At 75.5% G+C, this 15,408-nt stretch carries 15 protein-coding genes and 1 tRNA gene; 6 read left to right on the top strand and 10 right to left on the bottom strand.

The features are described 5' to 3' along the window. Positions 1-32 precede the first annotated feature (32 nt). Positions 33-962: a sulfotransferase family protein gene (locus FXF68_RS32230; RefSeq protein ID WP_148765879.1), complete on the bottom strand. Its 930-nt coding sequence runs from the start codon at positions 960-962 to the stop codon at positions 33-35. A 107-nt stretch (positions 963-1,069) separates the two neighbouring features. On the opposite strand from FXF68_RS32230, the gene FXF68_RS32225 reads away from it, so the two are divergent. From FXF68_RS32225 to FXF68_RS32210, 4 genes are all read left to right on the top strand, one after another. Next, on the top strand, positions 1,070-1,846 hold the full coding sequence (locus FXF68_RS32225) for an SIR2 family NAD-dependent protein deacylase (protein ID WP_148765876.1): 777 nt from the start codon (positions 1,070-1,072) through the stop codon (positions 1,844-1,846). A gap of 88 nt (positions 1,847-1,934) precedes the next feature. Further along, positions 1,935-3,119 (top strand): S66 peptidase family protein, encoded by a 1,185-nt coding sequence (locus FXF68_RS32220; protein WP_246179061.1) that lies wholly within the window; start codon positions 1,935-1,937, stop codon positions 3,117-3,119. Continuing rightward, positions 3,116-4,027, top strand: coding sequence for a DUF1444 domain-containing protein (locus FXF68_RS32215; RefSeq protein ID WP_148765874.1), 912 nt, complete (start codon positions 3,116-3,118; stop codon positions 4,025-4,027). The genes FXF68_RS32220 and FXF68_RS32215 overlap by 4 nt, the downstream gene beginning before the upstream one ends. A 7-nt stretch (positions 4,028-4,034) precedes the next feature. Continuing rightward, positions 4,035-5,177, top strand: a complete 1,143-nt coding sequence (locus FXF68_RS32210) for a glycerate kinase (protein WP_148765872.1) — start codon at positions 4,035-4,037, stop codon at positions 5,175-5,177. Here FXF68_RS32210 and yczE read toward each other — a convergent pair. After that, positions 5,174-5,806: a membrane protein YczE gene (yczE, locus tag FXF68_RS32205; protein ID WP_148765870.1), complete on the bottom strand. Its 633-nt coding sequence runs from the start codon at positions 5,804-5,806 to the stop codon at positions 5,174-5,176. The genes FXF68_RS32210 and yczE overlap by 4 nt on opposite strands. A gap of 104 nt (positions 5,807-5,910) precedes the next feature. On the opposite strand from yczE, the gene yczR reads away from it, so the two are divergent. Next, positions 5,911-7,377, top strand: a complete 1,467-nt coding sequence (gene yczR, locus FXF68_RS32200; RefSeq protein ID WP_483902919.1) for a MocR-like transcription factor YczR — start codon at positions 5,911-5,913, stop codon at positions 7,375-7,377. A 41-nt stretch (positions 7,378-7,418) separates the two neighbouring features. Here yczR and FXF68_RS32195 read toward each other — a convergent pair whose 3' ends face one another. The 8 genes from FXF68_RS32195 to FXF68_RS32160 all read right to left on the bottom strand — a co-directional run bounded on the left by FXF68_RS32195 (position 7,419) and on the right by FXF68_RS32160 (position 14,149). Next, positions 7,419-7,853 carry a CBS domain-containing protein gene (locus FXF68_RS32195; RefSeq protein WP_148765868.1) on the bottom strand — a complete coding sequence of 145 codons (435 nt, stop codon included), beginning with the start codon at positions 7,851-7,853 and terminating at the stop codon, positions 7,419-7,421. A 171-nt stretch (positions 7,854-8,024) separates the two neighbouring features. Further along, positions 8,025-9,536, bottom strand: a complete 1,512-nt coding sequence (locus tag FXF68_RS32190) for an SDR family oxidoreductase (RefSeq protein WP_148765866.1) — start codon at positions 9,534-9,536, stop codon at positions 8,025-8,027. Next, positions 9,533-10,378 (bottom strand): M24 family metallopeptidase, encoded by an 846-nt coding sequence (locus FXF68_RS32185; RefSeq protein ID WP_425458628.1) that lies wholly within the window; start codon positions 10,376-10,378, stop codon positions 9,533-9,535. Before FXF68_RS32185 ends, FXF68_RS32190 begins: the two co-directional genes overlap by 4 nt. 84 nt (positions 10,379-10,462) lie before the next feature. Then, a complete protein-coding gene (fdhD, locus tag FXF68_RS32180) occupies positions 10,463-11,275 on the bottom strand; it encodes a formate dehydrogenase accessory sulfurtransferase FdhD (RefSeq protein ID WP_148765864.1) in 813 nt (270 codons plus the stop codon). A 19-nt stretch (positions 11,276-11,294) separates the two neighbouring features. Continuing rightward, a complete protein-coding gene (locus FXF68_RS32175; RefSeq protein WP_148765862.1) occupies positions 11,295-11,921 on the bottom strand; it encodes a trimeric intracellular cation channel family protein in 627 nt (208 codons plus the stop codon). After that, positions 11,918-12,145, bottom strand: a complete 228-nt coding sequence (locus FXF68_RS32170; RefSeq protein WP_148765860.1) for a DUF3099 domain-containing protein — start codon at positions 12,143-12,145, stop codon at positions 11,918-11,920. The genes FXF68_RS32175 and FXF68_RS32170 overlap by 4 nt, the downstream gene beginning before the upstream one ends. 41 nt (positions 12,146-12,186) lie before the next feature. Further along, positions 12,187-12,279: transfer RNA gene (locus tag FXF68_RS32165), tRNA-Sec, on the bottom strand. A gap of 10 nt (positions 12,280-12,289) precedes the next feature. Then, a complete protein-coding gene (locus FXF68_RS32160) occupies positions 12,290-14,149 on the bottom strand; it encodes an AMP-dependent synthetase/ligase (protein WP_148765858.1) in 1,860 nt (619 codons plus the stop codon). 211 nt (positions 14,150-14,360) lie between these two features. Here FXF68_RS32160 and selD point away from each other — a divergent pair, with 211 nt between their 5' ends. Then, a complete protein-coding gene (gene selD / locus FXF68_RS32155) occupies positions 14,361-15,368 on the top strand; it encodes a selenide, water dikinase SelD (RefSeq protein ID WP_148765856.1) in 1,008 nt (335 codons plus the stop codon). Positions 15,369-15,408: the final 40 nt, after the last annotated feature.

Raw genomic sequence — 15,408 nt, 5'->3', positions numbered from 1 at the left:
CGGTCGGCGGTCCGCCGGGAACCGCCGGGCGGTCAGCGGTCGGAGCCGAGGCGGTAGCCGAGCCGCCGCAGCTCCGTCCCGGCGACCTTCTCGACCTGGGCGAGCTGCCGCGGGGTGAGCCGCTCGCGCCACGCGCCGACGCCGCCGTCGTCCCTGGTCCCGGCGGGGACGAGCCCCGACAGGACGGTCCGCGGGATCGCCGCGTCGAGGTACTCCGACAGGTCGGCGGCGACCCGGCGCGGCGCGGCGACGAGGTCCTCGTAGCGGACGGTGAGCAGCTGCTCGGCCGGGACCTGGAGGCGCAGCCGCGCGCTGAGCCGCACCGACCCGCGCCAGCGCAGCGCGCACTTGACGGCGGTCGCGGCGGCGGGCCACCGGCTGCGCTCGGTGTGGTCCTCGACGCCGAGGAACGGGTTCGGGAACACCGTGTCGAGGTTGGCGAGGCCCGGCTTGAACCAGGCGAGGCAGCGCTCGTCGGCGAGCATGTCGGCGACCGCGTCCCGGCCGTCCCGGATCACCTGGACGAGCTGCGCGTCGGGGAAGGCGTCCAGCAGCACGTCGGCGCTGTAGATCAGGTCGGGGGAGGCGTCGGCGAAGCGGGCGATGCGCCCGGGGTCGACGCACGGCCCGGCCGGTTCGCCGGGCGAGGTGAGCCCGGCCATGTCGCGGCACTCGTCCGGGCACTCGGCGCAGGCCCGCGCGGACACGAGCCACGCCTCGGCGCAGGCGTCCCGCAGCACCCGGGCCGCGCCCTTCCCGCGCTCGGACGCGATCGCCGGCTGCCGGGCGAACGCGTAGGTCACCCGCAGCACGCCGTGCCGGCCGGTCGTGAGGTGGAAGCCGGGCGACCGTTTCATCGCACGGGCCAGCGGCTCCACACCCGAGTGCGGAGCTCCGAGGATGAACACCGGGCGGCGGACCTTGGTGCCGTTGACCACCAGGATGTGGGGCGTCGAACTCATACCGGGCCCAAGTTTGTCACCTTTTGCGGGCTGCTCCGGCCCGCGACGCTCCGAGCCGGCCTCGGCGAATTCCGGGCGGGGCCCCGCCGGGATCTACCATAGGGCGAATGGAGGCTCCCCAGACGCTCGCCGGGTTACTGCCCGAGACGGCGGCGATCACCGTCCTCACCGGAGCCGGGATCTCCACCGACAGCGGCATCCCCGACTTCCGCGGCCCCCGGGGCGTCTGGACGAGGGACCCGGCGGCGGAGGCGCTGTCCCGCATCGACTCCTACCTCGCCGACCCCGACGTCCGGCGGCGCGCCTGGCGGGCGAGGCTCGACGACCCGGTCTGGAAGGCCGAGCCCAACGCCGCGCACGCCGCGCTCGCCGAGCTGGAGCGGGCCGGACGGCTGCGCGCCCTGATCACCCAGAACATCGACGGCCTGCACCAGCGCGCCGGGTCGTCGGACGCCAAGGTCATCGAGATCCACGGCTCGGTGCGGGAGGCCGTGTGCCTGAACTGCGGCCTGCGCACGCCCATGCCCGACGTCCTCGCGCGGGTCGCCGCCGGGGAGGACGACCCGCCCTGCGCGGACTGCGGCGGCGTCCAGAAGTCCGCGACGATCTCCTTCGGGCAGGCGCTCGACCAGGACGTCCTCGACGCGGCGATCACCGCGTCCCGCGAGTGCGACCTGTTCCTCGCGGTCGGGACGTCGCTGACCGTCCAGCCCGCCGCCGGGCTGTGCCTGGAGGCGGTCGACCACGGCGCCCGGCTGGTGATCGTCAACGCGGAGGAGACCCCCTACGACGGGATCGCCGACGCGGTCCTGCGCACGCCGATCGGCGAGGCGCTGCCCCGGCTCGCCGGGCTCGCCCTCGGCGCCGGGGGAGGGCCGAGATGATCTGTTGGCGGGTCGTGACCGGACGCCCCTTCCGCTTGGGTCCGGATCCTGACAAGCTCTATCCGTCGCGGTGCGAGGAGGGATCGGGTTGAACAGCGGGGGCGCCCGCGCGGAGGCGGCCGAGGAGCCGTCCGACGCGCCCGCCGCCCGGCCGCCGGGCGGTCCGCCGTGTGCGCCGGAGCGCCGCAGGTACGAGCGGTTGCGGCGCGGCGACCGGATCGCCGTGGTCGCGCCGAGCGGACCCGCCGAGCCCGCGCGGCTGGAGGCCGGCTGCGCCGTGCTGCGCGACCTCGGCCTTGACGCCGTCGTCGGCAAGCACGCGCTGGACCGTGTCAACCTCGGCGCGCCAGGACCCGTCCGCGACGATTGGCACCGGCTCGCCGGAAGCGACGCCGACCGGGCCGCCGACCTGCAGGAAGCCTGGTGCGACCCGCGCGTCCGCGCGGTGGTCTGCGCGCGCGGCGGCTACGGCGCGACCCGCGTCCTCGACCTGCTCGACTGGGACGCGCTGCGCGCCGCGACCGGCACGCCGTCCGGGCGCGGGCCGAAGATCCTGCACGGGTCCAGCGACATCACCGCGCTGCACGTCGCGTTCGGGACGCGGCTCGGCGTCACCACGTCCTTCGGGCCGATGCCCGCGGGCGTCCTCGCCGGCCCCGGCCCCGGCCCCGGTCCCGCCGCCGCGGACGGCGCGTCCGACGAGCGGCTGGACGGCCTGCGCGCCGCCCTGTTCGGCGGCCCCGTCTCGCTGCCCGGCACCCGCGCGCTGCGGCCGGGCCGCGCCGAGGGCCCGCTGACCGGCGGCACCCTCTCGCTCCTCACCGCGCTGCTCGGCACCCCGTACGCCCCGCCGCCCGCCAGGGGCCGCGTCGTCTTCCTTGAGGACGTCACCGAGGCCCCCTACCGGATCGACCGGATGCTCGTCCAGCTCCTCCAGGCGGGCTGGCTCGACGGCGCCGCCGGGTTCGCGCTCGGCTCGTGGCGCGACTGCGGCGACCCCGCCGAGCTCGACGCCGTCTTCGCCGCGCGGCTCGGGCCGCTCGGCGCCCCGATCCTCGCGGGCGTGCCCGCGGGGCATGGACCGCGCCAGCGCACGCTGGAGCTCGGCGCGCCCGCCGTCCTGGACGTCCCCGCCGTCCCGGACGCGCACGAAGCCCGACCGCACGAAACCGATACGCACGAAACCGATAAGCAGGAAGCCCGACCGCAGGACCCCGCCGTGCCGGACGCCGGCGCGCTCACCCTCCAAACGCTCCCGGGAGGCGCGCGATGAGCGGCCGCCACGCCCGCCCCGTCCCTTCGGACGACGGCACCCTCGACTCACTCCTCGTGCTGGTGGCCGAGAGCCTCGGCTACACCTGCCGCCGATGTCCCGGCGAGATCGTGATGCTGGAGGATCCGCGCCGGCTGCCGATCACCGCGCGCCGGCTGCCCGTGAACATGCGCGACGTGCGGCAGCTCGCCCGGCTGGTGCCGCCCGCCGACTGGCCCGCCGTGGTGTCCGACTACGTCACGACGATCGTCACGTCGATGGAGGAGCCGCTCGACCTCGACGACTTCGACCTCGCCCAGCACCTGCTCCGCACCCGCATCTACCCCGACGAGGCCGACAACGGCGGGCTCGCGTCCCGGCCGTTCGCGCCCGGCCTGATCGAGGTCGTGGTCGTCGACACCCCGACGTCCGTGCGGACGGTCAGCACCATGGACATGAACGGCTGGCCGGTGTCCGGCGACGCGCTGTTCATGCTCGGGCGCGCGAACGTCCGCGCCGACGGACCCCTCCAGGTGGACGAGCAGGACCTCGGCGGCGTCCGCGTCTCCGTCCTGCACGGCTGGACGTTCTACGTCGCGACGCATCTGGCCTGGCTGGAGGAGTACCTCCAGATCGGCCCGCACGGCGCGCTCGTCATCGCGCCGAACCGGAGCCTGATCGTCGCGCACCCGCTCCGCGTCGCCGAGGGCGACGCGCGGACCCGCCACCGCACGGCCGTCGCGGCCGCCACCGAGCTGCAGGCCCAGGCGCACCGCGCGTACGAGGAGGGGCCGGGGTCGCTCAGCCCGCACCTGTACTGGTGGCGCGCCGGCGAGCTGACCTACCTGGAGACCCGCTACGAGGGCTCGACGCTCGTGCTGCCGGAGGAGTTCTCCGCCGTGCTCGCGACGCTGACGGCCGAGCGGTGACCTCCGGATGGTGACCGGCCCGCGGATCGTCGTCGCGCCCGACTCGTTCAAGGGGAGCCTGTCCGCGTCCGGCGTGTGCGCCGCCGTCGAGGCGGGCGTCCTGCGCGCCGTGCCCGGCGCCGACGTGGTCGCCGTGCCGATGGCGGACGGCGGCGAGGGCACGCTCGACTGCTTCCTCGGCGCCCGCTCCGGCCGGGTGGTCGCGGTCGCCGCGGCGGACCCGGCCGGGCGTCCGGTCAAGGCCCGGTACGCGCTGTCCGGCGACGGCGGGTCGGCGGTGGTGGAGCTGGCCGCCGCGTCCGGGCTGCCGCTGGTGGAGGACGTCCCGCCCGACCCGATGAACGCGGGCAGCGCGGGCACCGGTGAGCTGATCATGGACGCGGTGCGGCGCGGGGCCCGCGACGTCCTCGTCTGCGTCGGCGGCAGCGCGAGCACGGACGGCGGCGCCGGGCTGCTGGGCGCTCTCGGCTTCCGCTTCCTGGACGCCTCCGGCGCGGAGCTGCCGCCCGGCGGCGCGGCGCTGGCCCGGCTCGCGCGGATCGACGGCTCCGCCGTCCCGGCGGAGGTGCGCGCCGCGCGGTTCCGGGTGGCGTGCGACGTGACGAACCCGCTCGTCGGCCCGGACGGCGCCGCCGCCGTGTTCGGCCCGCAGAAGGGCGCTTCCCCCGCGCAGGTCCGCGAGCTGGACGCCGCCCTCACCGTGTTCGCCGACGCCGTCGCCGCGCACACCGGCGTCCGCGTCCACGACCTGCCCGGCGCGGGCGCGGCGGGCGGCGTGTGCGGCGGGCTCGCCGGGCTGCTCGGGGCCGTGCCCGCCGACGGCGCGGCGCTGGTCGCGGAGGCGGTCGGGCTCCCGGCCGCGCTGACCGGCGCCGACCTGGTGATCACCGGTGAGGGGCGGGTGGACGCGCAGAGCGCGGCGGGCAAGGTCGTCTCGGCCGTCGCCGCCCTCGCGAAGGAGCGCGGGATCCCGTGCGTCGCCCTGGCGGGCGGCGTCACCGGGCCCCTGGACGATCTGCACGAACTCGGCCTCACCGCCGCGTTCAGCCTCGCCGACGGGCCTCGCCCGCTGGCCGAGCTGAGGGCCGAGGCCGCGCCGCTGCTGGCGGCGCTCGCCGAGCAGGCCGTCCGCCTGTTCGCCGCCCGCTAGCTCCGGACGGGCTCCGGCTCAGGCTCCGGCAGGGCGGCCGGAGCGGGCGGCGCCTTGATCGTCAGCGCGGGCAGCAGGACGTGCGTGAGCGGCCCGATCGCCACCGCGTAGAGGACGGTCCCGAGCCCGACCGTCCCGCCGAGCAGCCAGCCCGCGGCGAGGACGCTCAGCTCGATCCCGGTCCGCACGACGCGGATCGAGTGGCCGCGCGCGGCGAGCCCGGTCATCAGGCCGTCGCGGGGGCCGGGGCCGAGCCCGGCGCCGATGTAGCAGCCGGTCGCGAACCCGCCGACGAGGACGGCGGCGACCAGGAACGCCCAGCGGGCGGCGAGCGCGTCCGGGGCGGGCAGCAGCCAGAGGAACAGGTCGGCGAACACGCCGACGAGGACGACGTTGCTGATCGTCCCGATCCCGGGCCGCTGCCGGAGCGGGATCCAGGCGAGCATCACGAGCGCGCCGACGATGATGATCCAGACGCCGATCGACAGGCCGAGCCGCCGGGAAAGACCCTGGTGGAAGACGTCCCACGGGTCGTTGCCGAGCCCGGACGACACCTGGAGGGCGATCCCGAGCCCGTACAAGGCCAATCCGAGGTAGAGCTGCACCAGGCGGCGCGCGAGCAAGGCCATTTTTCCGCTCTCCAAGCAATATCACACGATAGTACGCACCAACCTGCCCTACTCTCTGGCAAGTGGTCTGGTGATGACAGGGCCAATGTGGAAAAGTGGCTTATGTGAGCACACGGTATGTGAGCGGCCCGAACCTGGCCCGCATGGTCGGGGACGTCGGGCGGGAGCGCCCCGTCTACGCCTCCCTGGCCCGGTCGGTGCGCGCCCTCGTCCTGGACGGCCGCCTGGCCCTGCGGACCCGGCTGCCCGCCGAGCGCGACCTCGCCGCCGCGCTCGGCCTGAGCCGCACCACGGTCACCGCGGCCTACGACCGGCTCCGCGACGAGGGCTACGTCGAGAGCCGCCAGGGCGCGGGGAGCTGGACGGCGCTGCCGCCCGTCCGCATGTCGTCGGCCGAGCCGCGGCCCGCGCCGCCCGGCGGGCGGTACGGCAAGGTGCACCCCGTCCCGGACGACCCGTCGTTCATCGACCTGGGCTGCGCCACCCCCGGCGCCCCGGCGATCTTCGACGCGGCCGTCGCCGCCGCCGTCGCGGAGCTGCCCCGCTACAGCTCGGGCCCCGGCTACGAGCCCGCCGGGCTGCCCGGCCTGCGGGAGGTCATCGCCGACGGCTACACGGCGCGCGGCGTGCCGACCCGGCCGGACCAGATCGTCGTCACTACCGGGGCGCAGCACGCCTTCACGCTGCTGACCCATGTCCTGGCCGAGACGGGCGACGCCGTCATGGTGGAGCGGCCCACCTACCCGCACGCGCTCGGGGCGCTGCGCCGCCGGGGCGCGCGGCTCGTTCCGGTCGGCGTCAACGAGGGCTGGGACGTCGAGCTGATCGCGGGCACGATGCGGCAGGCCGCCGTCCGGATGGCGTACCTCGTCCCGGACTTCCAGAACCCGACCGGGCTGCTGATGTCGGCGGACGACCGGGCCGCGCTCGTCGACGCCGCCCGCCGCGCGGACGCGTTCCTGGTCCCCGACGAGACGTTCGCCGACCTCCCGCACGATCCGGGCGCGCCGCGCGTGCCGCCGCTCGCCGCGTTCGACTCCGGCGGCCGGGTCGTCACGGTCGGGTCGGCGTCCAAGCTGCTGTGGGGCGGGCTGCGGATCGGCTGGATCCGCGCGACCGCGCCGCTCGCCCGGCGGCTCGTCCTCGCCCGCGAGCCGTTCGACATGGCGAGCCCGGTGCTCGACCAGCTGATCGTCCGGGAGCTGCTGCTGCGGGTGGAGGAGGTCCGCGCCGAGCGCGCCGAGACCCTGCTGCGCGGCCGGGACGCGCTCGCCGCCGCGCTGCGCGAGCTGCTGCCCGACTGGGAGTTCCGGCTCCCGGACGGCGGCATGTCGCTGTGGGCGCGGATCGGCGCGCCGGTCGCGACGGCGCTCGCGGAGACGGCCGAGCGGCTCGGCGTCCGGGTCGTCGCCGGACCGGTGTTCGGCGCGGACGGCGTCCTGGAGGACTACGTCCGCCTCCCGTACGTCCTGCCGCCGGACACGCTCCGGGTCGCCGCGGAACGCCTCGCCGTCGCCTTCCACGAGGTGGAGGCGGCCCCGGCCGCCCGCCCGCTCCCCGCCTACGTCTAGGCGCCGGTCGCCGCGGGGCGCGGGCGGGGGCCGCGGTCGGCCTAGGGGACGTTCTGGATGTAGCCGACGAGGTGTTCGCGTTCGCTCTGCAACTCGTCGATCGCGCTCTTGACCACGTCGCCGATGCTGACGATGCCCGCGAGGCGCCCGTCCTCGACGACGGGGACGTGGCGGAAGCGGTGCTCGGTCATGGTGCGGCGCAGGTCCTCGACCAGGTCGCCGGGGCCGCAGCTCCGCACCTCGGCGGTCATGATCTCGGAGACGGGGCGGTCGAGCAGGCCCGCGCCCCGCTCGTGCATCCGCCGCACGACGTCGCGCTCGGACACGATCCCGGCGATGGACGCGCCGTCCGGCGAGACCACCACCGCTCCGATGTTGTGCTCGGCCAGGACGGCGAGCAACTGCCGCACGGTGGCCTCGGGCCGCACCGTGGCCACCGTGTCTCCCTTCCTCCGCAGGATGTCGCGAATCCGCATGCCTCACGCTCCGGTGCCGGTTCGGACTGGTGGGACGACGGCCGCCCGGGGCCTGGCCCCGGGCCTGTTCCTGCCAAGGTCGCATGTTCCGGGCCGCGGTGGAACCCCGCGCCGGTAAACCGTTCCGAGGCGCCGCCCGGCGAAACGCCCGAACCGGGACCGGCGGGGCCGTCAGTTCGCGCCGACGCGGGCCAGGACCCGCCTGAGGCGCGGGGGGAGCCGCGACGCCGCGTGCGCGAGCCGCCCCTCCGGCGTGACGGGCCCCAGCGACATGTCGCGCAGCACGGCCGCCACGACCTGCTCCGCGACGTGCTCGGGGTCGTGGCCGCGCCGCCCGAACCCCCGGCCGCCCTCGCCCCGGTCCTCGAACAGCCGCGACTCGTGGACGACGTCCCAGAGGTCGACCTCCAGGACGCGCTCACAGTCCGGCGCGGTGTGGTCGAGGAACGACCCGGCCATCCCGGTGCCCACGTTGTTGACGACGACGTCCGGTGCCCCGTGCTCGTGCACGACGGACTTGGCGAAGTCCTCCATCGCGGCGGGGTCGGACACGTCCACCTGGTAGGGGTGGCCCTCCGGCCCGAGCAGGCCCGCCAGGTCGGCGGTGCGCCGCGCGGACTCCGGGTCGGGGTCGGCGGCGACGACCTCCGCGCCGCGTTCGGCGAAGGCGAGCGCGGTGGCGCGTCCGATCCCGCCGCCCGCGCCGGTGACGACGACGAGCGAGCCGTCGAACGGCCGCCGTCCCGGACGGACGCGGGCCCGCCGCAGCGAGCGGGCCTCGGCGGCGCTCAGCGGGCCGCCCAGCACGCCCGTGACGTGCTCGGTGATCCAGCGGGCGACGGGCCCGGGATGGCTGCGCGGCACCCAGTGCCCGGCGGCGATCGGCCGCAGCGACAGGTCCGGCACGCGCCCGGCGAGCCCGCCCACCAGGTGCGGCGACACGAACAGGTCCTTGGTCGGGACGATGACCTGCGTCGGGACGTCCGTCCGCCGGTCGGCGGGGGCGCGCAGCCGCCGCAGCATGTTCGCGCGGTAGAGGCCGACGCCGGCGGCGGCGTCGCGCCCCATCGTCCGGGCGGGGTGGCCGGGACGTGCCGCGATGCCCTCGCCCAGCTCCAGCGCGCGCATGAACGGCTTCGACATCCCGCCCCGCCAGAGCAGCTCCGGCAGCAGCGGGGTCTGGAAGAAGTAGATGTACCAGGACCGGGCCATCTGCCCCGCCGCCCGCTTCAGGTTGCCCGGCGTCGGGCGGGAGAGGTTGCGCCGCATCCAGCGCCCGGCGTGGTCCAGGCACGGCCCGGAGATGGACGTGAACGACGCGAACCGGTCGGGCATGGTGAAGACCGCCTCCCACGACTGGATCGAGCCCCAGTCGTGCCCGACGAGATGCACCTTGCGGTCGGGCGCGGCGGCGTCCAGCACGGCGCACATGTCGGCCATCAGGTACTCGAACGCGTAGCGCCTCCGCCCGAACGGACGCGACGACGCGCCCGCGCCGCGCACGTCGTACCGGACGACGTGGAACCGCTCGGCGAGGAGCGCGGCGACCTCGTCCCAGACCGCGTGGGTGTCGGGGTATCCGTGCACCAGCAGGACGGTCGGCCGCGCCGGGTCGCCCTGTTCGTAGACGGCCAGATCGACCCCGTCACCCCGAACCCTGCGCCGCGCAACGGGGGATGTCATCTGGCGGCCTCCAAGCTGGCCCAGCGGTGGACGTGGGGGAGGTCGTCGTCGAGCCAGTAGGCGTCGTCCTCGGTGACGACGAGGATCTCCTCGAACTTCACGCCGACGCCGCGAAACGCGATGTGCGGCTCGACCGCCCACAGGCCGGGCGTCGGGGGGTGCTGCGACCGCGCGGCCCCGCTCCAGAGCGGGGAGCGCCCTTCGAGGCGCTCCTTGACCAGCTCGCGGCCGATGGTCTGCAGGAACCGTACACCGAACGGGAATCCGACGCGCTTCGGGAGGATCCCGCCGATGACGCCGACCTGGTGACCGATGACGCGGCCCGGGTACTTGCGGTGCCGGTTCTGGTATCCCTGCCGCTCGATGAGGGCGTCCACCTCGGCGTAGACGTCGGCGAACGTCCGCCGCTCCCGGACGAGGCCGAGGATCAGCGTCCGGTAGGCGGCGAGGTCGGCGTCGATCCGGTCCCAGATCCGGTTCTCGCCGAGGACGCCGCCGTACCCGATGTCGGCGGCGTAGCCGTCCCGCACCGGCGCCATGTCGAGGATGTAGGGCATGCCCTCCTCCAGGCGCGCCCCGCTCGGGAGGAATTGGGTGGGGAGCCGGAAGCCGCGGAACGCGGTCCGGTCGCCGAACCAGGCGAACGGGGTGTGCAGCCAGTCGTCGACGCCGCGGGCGCGCAGCCAGCGGCGCATGCGGCGGCACGCCTCGCGCTCGGTCACGCCCGGCTCCAGCGTGGCGGCGACTTCGTCCGCGCACCGGTAGCAGAGGCGCTGGACGTCCCGGAATCGCTCGAGCTCCGCCTCGTCGTGCACGCGGGCGAGCGTCACATTATTGGACACAGAGTTAATAAATCCCCGGAACGGGGGCCCGGTCAAGGGGCGCGCGGACGTGAGACGGGACACGCAGGGACGACCGGCGTGCGGTCAGAGGGTGATGCGCTCGGCGCCGGTGTAGACGTTCATCGTCTCACCGCGCAGGAAGCCGACGAGCGTCATGCCCGCGTCCTCGGCGAGGTCGACGGCCAGCGACGACGGCGCCGACACGGCCGCCAGCACCGGGACGCCCGCCGTCATCGCCTTCTGCGTCAGCTCGAACGACGCCCGCCCGCTCACCATGAGGACCGTTCCGGCCAGCGGCAGCCGCCCCTGCCGCAGCGCCCAGCCGACGACCTTGTCGACCGCGTTGTGGCGGCCGACGTCCTCGCGCAGCGCGAGCAGCTCGCCGCCCGCGTCGAACAGCCCGGCGGCGTGCAGGCCGCCCGTCCGGTCGAAGACCCGCTGCGCCTTCCGCAGCCGTCCCGGGAGCGCGGCCAGCACGTCCGGCGTCAGCCTCACGGGATCGCCCGCGACGTCGTACGGACGGTCGTCGCGCAGCGCCTCGATGCTCGACTTGCCGCACACCCCGCACGCGCTGGTCGTCGTGAACGCCCTGGTCATCGAGTCGTCCGGGGGCGGGACGCCGGGGCCGAGCACCACGTCCAGGGTGTTCTGCTCGGCGGTGTCGGCGCAGTAGCGCATCGTCGCGAGGTCAGCGGCGGAGCCGATCACGCCCTCGGTGGCGAGGAACCCGGCCACGAGGTCGAAGTCGTGGCCGGGCGTGCGCATCGTGATCGTGAGGGGCTTGCCCGCGACGCGGATCTCCAGCGGCTCCTCGACGGCGAGCGTGTCGGGACGCCGTCCCCGCCCGCCGGAGGTGCTCAGCTTCAGCACGGGCCTGCGCACGGTGATCCGCCCCATGCCGGACACGGTACCCGGTTCAGTCCGGAACGCCGCGGGGCAGGGGCGCCCGCCAGCCGTACCGCATGGCGAGCACCCGCAGCGCGAACGCCGTGACGGCCGCGCCCGCCGTGACGGCGCCGCCGTGCAGATCGGCCGCGTCCGCGGCGGCGACGGCGGCGGCGCCGAGCAGCGCGGGCAGCGCGTACAGCTGCCGGTCGTACAGGACGCTCGGGATGTGCCCGGCCAGCACGTCGCGCAGGACGCCGCCGCCCACCGCCGTCACGACGCCGAGCAGCACGGCGTGCACCGGCGACAGGCCGTGGTCGAGCGCCTTCAGCGTCCCGGTCGTGCAGAACAGGCCGAGCCCGGCCGCGTCGAACAGCAGCACCGCCGGGAACAGCCGTGTCACCTGCGGGTGCCAGAAGAACACCAGCGCCGACGCGGCGAGCGGCACCAGCACGTACCCGAGGTCGGTGAACGCCGCGGGCGGCACCGCCCCGATGATCAGGTCGCGGACGATCCCGCCGCCGAGCGCGGTGATCTCGGCGAGCACCACCATCCCGACGACGTCCAGCCGCTGCCGGACGGCGGCGAGCGCGCCGGACACCGCGAACACGAAGATCCCGGCGAGGTCCAGCGCGGACGCGACGGCCGGCCCGCTCACCCGCGGCGGTCCAGGTGGTCCGTGCGGTCCGAGTCGTCCGCGCGGTCGGTGCGGTCGATGTTCCAGTTCGCCACGATGACCGCGACGGGCGGGATGACCAGCGCCGCCATCGACATCGCGAACGCGGCCTCGCCCGAGTACCGCCGGACCACCGCCCACGCCAGGACGAACAGGGTGAGGCAGGTCCCCATCATGATCCCGTACGCCACCTCGCGCCGCCTCATACCCTCACGTTACGTCGCGCGTCCGGCGCGGGACGGGGGAGCGGAGGCGTACGGGAATCGAACCCGCCGTCCCGAGATCCTCGGGACCGTCGGCTTTGAAGGCCGGGGAGGCCACCAGGCGCTCACACGCCTCCGCCGGTGATCTTAGCGGTCGTACAGGCCGTCGAGGGCGGCGGCGTACTTGGCGTGCACGACGCGCCGCCGCAGCTTGAGCGTCGGGGTGAGCTCCTCGCTCTCGGCCGTCCACTCGGCGGGCAGCAGCCGCCACCGCTTGACCTGCTGGACGCGGGCGAGCCGCGCGTTCGCGTCCTCGACGGCCTTGCCGACCTCCTCCAGGACGATCGGGTGCTCGGCGAGCGCGGCCAGGTCGGTGGTGTCGGCGCCGTGGGCGGCGGCCCAGACGGGGGCGACCTCGCCGTCCAGGGTGATCAGCGCGACGACGTAGGGGCGGCGGTCGCCGAACGCGAGGGCCTGGCCGATGAGCGGATGCTCCTTCAGGCGGTTCTCCACCAGGGACGGCGCGACGTTCTCCCCGCCCGCCGTGATGATCAGCTCCTTCTTGCGGTCCACGACGGTGAGGAAGCCGTCGGCGTCGAGGCGGCCGACGTCGCCGGTGCGGATCCAGCCGTCCGGGTCGATGAGGTCGGCGGTCGCCTCCGGGCGGTTCAGGTAGCCGGGCGTGCAGGTCGCGCCGCGGACGAGGATCTCCCCGTCCGCGGCGAGCCGCAGCTCGACGCCGTCGAACGGGCGCCCGACCGTGCCGAGCTTGAACGAGTCGGACAGGTTGGCGGTGACCGCGCCGGTCGTCTCCGTCATCCCGTAGGCGTCGAAGATCTTCATGCCGAGCCCGGCGAAGAACCGGGCGACCTCGACGGGCAGCGGCGCGGCGGCGCTGGACGCCTGCCGCACCCGGTCCAGCCCGAGCAGGGCGCGCATCGGGGCGAGGACGGCCGCGTCCGCCGCCTCGAACGCGGCGGTGACCTCCGGAGTGGGGGAGCCGCCGTACTCCTGCGCCGCGACGTACGCGCGGCCCGCGTCGAGCGCGGCGGCCACGGCCCGCCCGCGCGCCTCGTCCGGCTCGGCCGCCAGCACCGCCTGGATCCCAGCCATGATCTTCTCCCAGACGCGCGGGACGCCGAAGAACGAGTGCGGCCTGACCTCGGCGAGGACCGTCGTGAGCTGGGCCGGGTCCGGGCAGAAGTGGACGTGCGAGGCGAGCCCGACGGGCAGGTAGTAGCTCAGCACCCGGTCGGCGATGTGCGCGAACGGCAGGTAGGACACCCCGGACGGGTGCTCGGGCAGCACCGACGTCCGCCGCACCATCTCCGCCTCGTGCAGCACCATCGAGTGCGTGATCAGGACGCCCTTGGGGTCACCGGTCGTCCCGGACGTGTAGAGCAGCGTGACGGTGTCGTCCGGCGCGACGGCCCGCCAGCGGCGGTCGGCCGCGTCGGGGTCGGCGGCGAGCCGCTCGCGGCCGAGCGCGGTGAGGGCGTCCCAGGTGAGGAAGCGGTCGCCGGGCGGGCAGGCGCCGGCGTCCACGACGACGACCGTCCGGAGCCCGGGGAGCCGGTCGAGCACCGGCAGCCAGCGGTCGAGCTGCGCCTTCCCGTCCAGGACGGCGTACCGGGCCGCGCAGTCCCCGGCGACGAACGCGACCTGGTCGGGCGCGAGCGTCCCGTACACGGTCGTCGGGACGCCGCCCGCGTGGACGGCGCCGAGGTCGGCGAGGACGTGCTCGGACCGGTTCGGCATCATCAGCGCCACCACGTCGCCCCGCTCCAGCCCGAGCGCGGCGAACCCGGCGGCGGTCTCCAGCGCCCGCGTCCGGGTCTCGGCCCAGGTCAGCGTCCGCCACTCGGCGCCGACCCGGTCGGAGTAGGCGGGCTTGTCCCCGTGCCGCTCGGCGGTCGCGGCGAGCGTCGTGCAGACCGTCCGCCCGGCCACGGCCTGATCGAGGTGCTGGCCGAGGTCGAGGCCGCGCCGCTGCTCCTGGATGCCCATGTCGCCCCTCGCTGTCGGTTCCCGAATGTAAGTGAGGACTTGCAGAGGGGAATCGCATCATGCCGAACGAGGTTCGGACAAGCCCCCGGCCCGATTCCGTCCCAGGTCGGACGCCGGTCGCGGGCCGGCCGCGGCGGATCTCGCCCGTCGTGACCGGACCCGTACTGTCCGGTTGTTGATCATTTGAGGTAGTTGTGCGTTAAATTTTCCGGTGACCCGCCTCGCTCCGGCAGCCCGCCTCACGCAGTACGCGCACGGCGGCGGCTGCGCCAGCAAGATCCCCCCGGCGGAGCTGGAGCGCGTGGTGGCCGGCCTCACCGGCGGCGGCCCCGCCGACCGCGACGGCGCGCTGCTCGCCGGCGGGCAGGACGGCGACGACGCCGCCGTGCTGCGGATGGACGGCGGCCGGGCCGTGGTGTCCACCGCCGACTTCTCGACGCCCGTCGTCGACGACGCCTACGACTGGGGCCGCATCGCCGCCGCGAACGCGCTGTCCGACGTGTACGCGATCGGCGGCGAGCCGCTGATGGCGCTGAACCTGCTCGGCTGGCCCGTGGACGCGCTGCCCGCCGAGCTCGCCCGCGAGGTGCTGCGCGGCGGCCGGGACGTCGCCGCGCTCGCCGGCTGCGCGATCGCGGGCGGGCACAGCGTCGACGACCCCGAGCCCAAGTACGGCCTCGCCGTCACCGGAGTCGCCGATCCGGACCGGCTGCTGCGGCTGGACGCGGGCCGTCCCGGCGTCCCGCTGTCGCTGACGAAGCCGCTCGGCGTCGGCGTCCTCAACGCGCGGCACAAGGCGACCGGGGAGGCGTTCCCGCACGCCGTGGAGACGATGACCGCGCTGAACGCGGCGGCCGGGCTCGCCGCGCTGGAGCGCGGCGTCGTGTGCGCCACCGACGTCACCGGGTTCGGGCTGCTCGGCCACCTCTACAAGCTGGCGCGGGCGAGCGGCGTCACGGCCGTCGTGGACGCCTCCGCCGTCGAGTACCTGGACGGCGCCCGCGCCGCGGTGCGGCACGGGTTCGTCCCCGGCGGGACGCGGCGGAACCTGTCGTGGGTGTCCCCGCACACCGACTTCCGGCGGATCGCCGAGGAGGAGCGGCTGCTGCTCGCCGACGCGCAGGTCTCCGGCGGCCTGCTGATCGCGGGCGAGATCCCGGGCGCGCCCGTCATCGGGGAACTGGTCGCCCGGCAGCGCCGCGCGCTCATCGTCCGCTGACACCGCCGGGCCCTCGGTCCGCGCGCCCGGGACTTTGCCC

The organism is Actinomadura decatromicini (assembly GCF_008121305.1).
Taxonomy (GTDB): Bacteria; Actinomycetota; Actinomycetes; order Streptosporangiales; family Streptosporangiaceae; genus Spirillospora; species Spirillospora syzygii.
This window is presented reverse-complemented; position numbering and strand designations above follow the sequence as displayed.

Excerpts from the sequence above, each read along its gene's own strand:
- FXF68_RS32230 (WP_148765879.1), bottom strand. The coding sequence starts at position 962 with ATGAGTTCGACGCCCCACATCCTGGTGGTCAACGGCACCAAGGTCCGC.
- FXF68_RS32225 (WP_148765876.1), top strand. The coding sequence starts at position 1,070 with ATGGAGGCTCCCCAGACGCTCGCCGGGTTACTGCCCGAGACGGCGGCG.
- FXF68_RS32215 (WP_148765874.1), top strand. The coding sequence starts at position 3,116 with ATGAGCGGCCGCCACGCCCGCCCCGTCCCTTCGGACGACGGCACCCTC.
- FXF68_RS32210 (WP_148765872.1), top strand. The coding sequence starts at position 4,035 with ATGGTGACCGGCCCGCGGATCGTCGTCGCGCCCGACTCGTTCAAGGGG.
- yczE (WP_148765870.1), bottom strand. The coding sequence starts at position 5,806 with ATGGCCTTGCTCGCGCGCCGCCTGGTGCAGCTCTACCTCGGATTGGCC.
- FXF68_RS32195 (WP_148765868.1), bottom strand. The coding sequence starts at position 7,853 with ATGCGGATTCGCGACATCCTGCGGAGGAAGGGAGACACGGTGGCCACG.
- FXF68_RS32190 (WP_148765866.1), bottom strand. The coding sequence starts at position 9,536 with ATGACATCCCCCGTTGCGCGGCGCAGGGTTCGGGGTGACGGGGTCGAT.
- fdhD (WP_148765864.1), bottom strand. The coding sequence starts at position 11,275 with ATGGGGCGGATCACCGTGCGCAGGCCCGTGCTGAAGCTGAGCACCTCC.
- FXF68_RS32170 (WP_148765860.1), bottom strand. The coding sequence starts at position 12,145 with ATGAGGCGGCGCGAGGTGGCGTACGGGATCATGATGGGGACCTGCCTC.
- FXF68_RS32160 (WP_148765858.1), bottom strand. The coding sequence starts at position 14,149 with ATGGGCATCCAGGAGCAGCGGCGCGGCCTCGACCTCGGCCAGCACCTC.